Below are 5,633 nucleotides of genomic sequence, written 5' to 3'. Positions count from 1 at the left end.
GCGGAGGAGGGAGCCACTGCGGAGCATTGGCGACCGACGACAACGCGGCGAGGTGCGTGCCCCGGCGTCGCCCCGCAGACGCGAGTTTGAAGACACGCCCTAGGACGCGGCCCGGTACACCTCCGCCGCGACGGCCAGGTCCTGCCAGGCCATCCCGACGCTCTTGAAGAACCGCGGCCGCCCGTCGGGCACCAGCGCGTCGCCGCGCACCAGTTCGGCGAGGTTCCACAGCTGCCGCCCGGCCACGCCCGCCATCAGCAGGTCCCCGGCCTCGCGCTCCGCGACGGTACGCGCCTCGACGTACAACTCGGCGCGCTGGACGAGCAGTTCGTCCACCTCCCGGGCGTCCGGCTCGTGCGAGCCGACCGCCGCCACCGCCGCGTGGGCGGGCACCAGGGCGCCGTCGAACAGCGGGGTGCGCGCGGTGGTGCAGCAGACCACCAGGTCCGCCTCGCGGACCGCGCGCGGGTCGCCGACCTCGGCCGCCAGCCCGAGCTCCCGCCCGTACGCGGCCAACGCCCCGGCCCGTTCGGCGTTGCGCGCCACCACGGTGAGCCGGCGCAGCGGCCGGACGGCGAGCAGGGCGTCCAGGTGCCCGTACGCCTGCGGCCCGGAGCCGAACAGCACCAGGTGCTCGGCCTCCGGCACGGCCAGCCGCCGCAGCGCGGCCGCGGTGACGGCGGGCGTGCGCAGCGCGGTGAGCGCGGCGCCGTCCAGCAGGGCGAGCGGCTGGAGGGTGGGCCCGTCCAGCAGCAGGTAGCTGCCGGTGATCCGGGGCAGTCCGGCCGACGGGTTGGCGGGCGCGACCCCGGCGATCTTCACGCCGGCGTACGGCCCGGCGGCGGCCGGCATCATCAGCAGTTCGCCGGCGGGCACCGGTACGGCCGACCGGGCGGGTGCCGCCTCCGGGTCGAACCCGTCCAGCAGCACCCGCTCGATCGCCCCCACCGCCCCGGCGGGTCCGACCCCGCCGGTGCCCGGCACGGCGTACTGGAGCGGCACAACCGCCGCGCCGGGCACTTCGGTTGGCTTCACGGCTTCGGTCGCACGCACGGTGGTCACAGCAGGAACCCCGATCCCAGGTCGTCGTCCGGCTCCAGCACGAAGCCGTGCTCGCCGGTGCGGAAGGCCGTCCCGCCGACCTCGGTGACCACGCCCTCGCCCTGCGGGTCGCCGCCCGGGAGGACCTGCCCGCTGAAGACCGTCCCGATGATCGACTCGTGCCGCAGCGGCTCGCCCGGGGCCAGCCGCCCCTCGGCGGCGAGCACCGCGAGCCGGGCGGAGGTGCCGGATCCGCAGGGCGAGCGGTCGATCTGGCCGTCCGCGAAGACGGTGACGTTGCGCTGGTTCAGCACCCCGTCCACCGGGGGGAGTTCGTCGTGGAGGATGACCCCGTAGACGCCCGACAGCCGGGCGTCCGTCGGGTGGGCGACCGCCTCCGAGCCGGCCAGCGCGGCCCTGATCTCCCGCCCCAGGGCGGTGAGTTCGGGCAGCTGCTGCTTCTCCACGGCGAGCCCGAGGGCGGCCGCGGGCACCGAGGCGTAGCAGGCGCCGGAGTGCGCCACGGCGACCTCCACGGTGCCGCGCGAGGTCTCCACCGGGAGCTTCAGCGCGGTGACCCGGCTGGGCACGTTACGGAAGGTCACCCCGGTGGTCCGCCCGCCGGCGCGGTGCACCAGGGCGGTGACCCGGCCGGACGGCACGTCGATCCGCACCCGCGCCACGCCGTCCGCGGGGGCGGCCACCAGTCCGGAGTCCACCGCCCAGGCGCCGAGCGCGATGGTGCCGTGCCCGCAGGCGGTGGAGTAGCCGTCCTTGTGCCAGAACAGCACGCCCAGGTGCGCCTCGTCGTCGTCCGCCGGGACCAGGAAGCCGCCGTACATCCCGGCGTGGCCGCGCGGTTCCCGGCTGAGCAGCTGCCGGACCTCGTCCAGCGCGCTGGGCCGGGGCGCGGTCGCGCTGCCGCCCGCGCCGAGCGCGATGGCCCGGCGCTCGGCGACGGTGTCGCCGGGGATCGGGGGCACGCCGTCGAGCACGATCCGGAACGGCTCGCCGGCCGTGTGGTAGTCGACCGTCCGTACGAACATCAGAGCGCACCTCCGCCCGGCAGCACGCTGACGGTCCGGCTGACGGTGTAGAAGTCCAGGGCGGCCTGGCCCTGTTCGCGGTCGCCGTGGCTCGCGCCCTTGGCCCCGCCGAAGGGCAGGTGGAAGTCGACGCCGCTGGACGGGGCGTTGACCCGGATCATGCCCGCGTCCAGCCGGTCGGCGGCGGCCAGCGCCACGTCCAGGCTGCGGGTGTGCACCGAGGTGGAGAGGCTGTGCGGGGTGTCGTTGGCGAGCGCGATGGCCTCGTCCAGGTCGGCCGCGGCGTGCAGCACCGCGATCGGGCCGAAGAACTCCTCGCGGGCCAGCGGGTGTTCGGCCGGCACCTCGGCGAGCAGGGTCGGCTCGACGTACCAGCCGGTCCGCTCGGGCACCCCGCCGCCGGTGAGCACGCTCGCCCCGGCCTCGACGGCCGAGGAGACGGCCCCGGTCAGCCGCTCCCGCGCACCGGCGTTGATCACCGGCCCGCAGACCGCGTCGTCGACCGCCGCCAGCGCCTTGACCAGCGCCTCGCGCAGCGGCTCGTACGCGGCGCCGACCGCGATCACCCGGCTGGTGGCGGTGCACTTCTGCCCGGCGTACCCGGCGATGGCCGCGGCGATGTGCCCGGCGGCCTGCGCGATGTCGGCGTCCGGCAGCACCAGCGCGGCGTTCAGCCCGCCGAGTTCGGCCTGCACCGGTACCCCGCGGTCGGTCGCGGCCCGCACCACGGCCCGGCCGACGCCGGTCGAGCCGGTGAAGGAGACCACGTCGGCGGCGTCGACCAGCGCCGCGCCCTCCTCCGCCCCGCCGGGCAGCACCGTGAACACGTCCTCGGGCAGCCCGGCCAGCTCCGCCAGCCGCAGCGCGCAGGCCGTCGCCTCGGGGGCCGGCTTGAGCACCACCGCGTTGCCGACGGCGAGGGCCGGCGCGGCCTTCCAGGTCGGGATCGCCAGCGGGAAGTTCCACGGCGCGATCAGCCCGGCGACCCCGTACGGGCGGCGCCGGGTGAGCAGCAGCCCGGGGCCGGCGGCGGTCTCGTGCACCGCCCCGGAGGGCGCGTACGGCGCCTGCGCGTAGTAGCGCCAGATCGCCGCCGTGCGGGCGACCTCGCCGAGCGCCTCGGCCAGCGGCTTGCCGACCTCGCGCACGATCAGCGCGGCCAGCTCGTGGGCGTGCGCCTCCACGGCGTCCGCGATCCGGCCGAGCGCCGCCGACCGGGCGCCCGCCCCGGCGGCGAGCCAGTCGCCCTGCGCCGCCCGGGCCCGCCCGACGGCGGCCCGCACGGCCTCGGCGCCGGGCTCCTCGACGGCGACCACGAGGTCGTCGGGGTCGGCGGGGTTGTACGAGGTGATGGTCACGGCCAGCAGCCCTTCGGGGGGAGGTACGGGGACGAAGGAGGAAGGAGGGGTCAGAGCAGGAAGCCCGCCGGGAACGGGTCGCTCGGGTCGAGGAAGTACTGGGCGGTGCCGGTGACCCAGGCCCGCCCGGTGACGGTGGGCACCACCGCGGGCAGCCCGGCCACCTCGGTCTCCTCGACCAGCCGCCCGGTGAAGGTGGTCCCGATGAAGGAGTCGTTGCGGAAGTCCCGCCCGAGCGGCAGTTCGCCGCGCGCGTGCAGCTGGGCCATCCGCGCCGAGGTGCCGGTGCCGCAGGGCGAGCGGTCGAACCAGCCGGGGTGGATGGCCATCGCGTGCCGGGAGTGCTCGGCGGTGGAGCCGGGGGCGAGCAGCTGGACGTGGTGGCAGCTGTGGATGGACGGGTTCTCCGGGTGCACCGGCCGGTCCGGGCCCGCGTTGATCGCGTCCATCATGGCCAGGCCGGCGTCCAGGATCTCCTGCTTGCGCTCGCGCTCGAAGGGCAGCCCGAACTCGGCGAGCGGCAGGATGGCGTAGTAGTTGCCGCCGTACGCGAGGTCGTAGGTCACCGTGCCGTAGCCGGGCACCTCGATCTTGCGGTCCAGGGCGACGGAGTAGGAGGGCACGTTGCGGATGGTCACCGCCTTGGCGGCGCCGTCCTCGACCTTCACCTCGGCGACCACGAGTCCGGCCGGGGTGTCCAGCCGTACGGTGGTGACCGGCTCGACCACCGGGACCATCCCGGTCTCGACCAGCACGGTGGCGACCCCGATGGTGCCGTGCCCGCACATCGGCAGCAGTCCGGAGACCTCGATGTAGAGCACGCCGAAGTCGGCGTCCGGCCGGGTCGGCGGCTGGAGGATCGCGCCGCTCATCGCGGCGTGGCCGCGGGGCTCGTACATCAGCAGGGTGCGGAAGTGGTCCAGGTGCTCCTGGAAGTGCACCCGGCGCTCGGCCATGGTGGCGCCGGGGATGACGCCGAAGCCGCCGGTGATCACCCGGGTCGGCATGCCCTCGGTGTGCGAGTCGACGGCGTGGAACACGTGACGGCTGCGCATGGGTCACAACTCCCGTACAGGTTCGGATGGTTGGTGGGTAGGCCGGGCCGACTGCCGCCGCAGCCGGCCCGGAGGCCCGGGATCGCGCCGGTGTCAGACCAGGCCGTCGGCCAGCGCCTTCTCGGTGGCCGCGCGGACGGCCTCCTCGATCTCCGGGACGAGCGGCAGGCGCGGGGCGCGCACCGGGCCGCCGGGGCGCCCGGCGATGTCCATCGAGAGCTTGATGGCCTGGACGAACTCGGTCTTGGAGTCCCAGCGCAGCAGCGAGTGCAGCGACTTGTACAGCGGCAGCGCGTTCTCCAGGTCCTTGGAGACGGCGGCGTCGTAGAGCGCGACCGAGGCGGCCGGCAGGGCGTTCGGGTAGCCGGCGATCCAGCCGACCGCGCCCGCGAGCGCCAGCTCCAGCAGCACGTCGTCGGCGCCGATCAGCAGGTCCAGCCCGGGGGCCAGCTCGGCGATCTCGTACGCCCGGCGGACGTCGCCGCTGAACTCCTTGACCGCGACGATCGAGCCCTCGGCGTGCAGCTGGGCGAGCAGCGTGGGGACGAGGTCGACCTTGGTGTCGATCGGGTTGTTGTACGCCACGATCGGCAGCCCGGCCTTGGCGACCTCGGCGTAGTGGGCGCGCACCGAGGCGTGGTCGGCCCGGTAGGCGTTCGGCGGCAGCAGCAGGACGGAGCCGGCGCCGGCCTCGGCGGCCTGCTCGGCCCAGCGGCGGGACTCGGCGCTGCCGTAGGCGGCCACGCCGGGCATCACCCGGGAGCCGTCGCCGGCCGCCTCGATGGCGACCTCGACGACCTTGGCGCGCTCCTCGGCGGTGAGCGTCTGGTACTCGCCCAGCGAGCCGTTGGGGACGACGCCCTCGCAGCCGGAGTCGATCAGCCAGCGGACGTGCTCGGCGTAGGCGTCGTAGTCGACGGAGTGGTCCGGGCGCAGCGGAAGCGTGGTGGCGACCATGATGCCGCGCCAGGGACGGGTGCTGTCGTGCTGGGTGATGGACACATGAGCTCCTTGATGAGGTGTGACATTTTACTAGAGTGGACGGGCCGGAGACAAGGTCCCCGGCCCGTCCTTCGACGACGGACCCCGGGGGGGGGGGGCGCCCCCGCCCCCCCCCCCCCCCCCCGCGGGGC

Annotated in this window: 5 protein-coding genes; all 5 read right to left on the bottom strand. The window is 75.4% G+C overall.

Going from position 1 to position 5,633, the window contains the following annotated elements; genetic code table 11:
• Positions 1-99 precede the first annotated feature (99 nt).
• Positions 100-1,035 (bottom strand): ornithine cyclodeaminase family protein, encoded by a 936-nt coding sequence (locus ACFRQN_RS39585; protein ID WP_380745477.1) that lies wholly within the window; start codon positions 1,033-1,035, stop codon positions 100-102.
• A gap of 23 nt (positions 1,036-1,058) precedes the next feature.
• A complete protein-coding gene (locus ACFRQN_RS39580; protein WP_380745475.1) occupies positions 1,059-2,087 on the bottom strand; it encodes a proline racemase family protein in 1,029 nt (342 codons plus the stop codon).
• Complete coding sequence (locus ACFRQN_RS39575) at positions 2,087-3,445, bottom strand: aldehyde dehydrogenase family protein (protein ID WP_375876043.1); 1,359 nt, start codon at positions 3,443-3,445, stop codon at positions 2,087-2,089. The genes ACFRQN_RS39580 and ACFRQN_RS39575 overlap by 1 nt, the downstream gene beginning before the upstream one ends.
• Before the next feature lie 50 nt (positions 3,446-3,495).
• Positions 3,496-4,500: a proline racemase family protein gene (locus tag ACFRQN_RS39570; protein WP_380745473.1), complete on the bottom strand. Its 1,005-nt coding sequence runs from the start codon at positions 4,498-4,500 to the stop codon at positions 3,496-3,498.
• Positions 4,501-4,593: 93 nt separating this feature from the next.
• Positions 4,594-5,457 (bottom strand): dihydrodipicolinate synthase family protein, encoded by an 864-nt coding sequence (locus tag ACFRQN_RS39565; RefSeq protein WP_369808372.1) that lies wholly within the window; start codon positions 5,455-5,457, stop codon positions 4,594-4,596.
• Positions 5,458-5,633 lie beyond the last annotated feature (176 nt).

This window comes from Kitasatospora sp. NPDC056800 (genome assembly GCF_042789775.1).
Lineage (GTDB): Bacteria > Actinomycetota > Actinomycetes > Streptomycetales > Streptomycetaceae > Kitasatospora.
Note: the sequence above shows the minus strand (reverse complement) of the source record. Positions and strands in the feature narration are given on the sequence as shown.

Coding starts and splice junctions, on each gene's coding strand:
- ACFRQN_RS39580 (WP_380745475.1), bottom strand. CDS start 2,087: ATGTTCGTACGGACGGTCGACTACCACACGGCCGGCGAGCCGTTCCGG.
- ACFRQN_RS39570 (WP_380745473.1), bottom strand. CDS start 4,500: ATGCGCAGCCGTCACGTGTTCCACGCCGTCGACTCGCACACCGAGGGC.
- ACFRQN_RS39565 (WP_369808372.1), bottom strand. CDS start 5,457: ATGGTCGCCACCACGCTTCCGCTGCGCCCGGACCACTCCGTCGACTAC.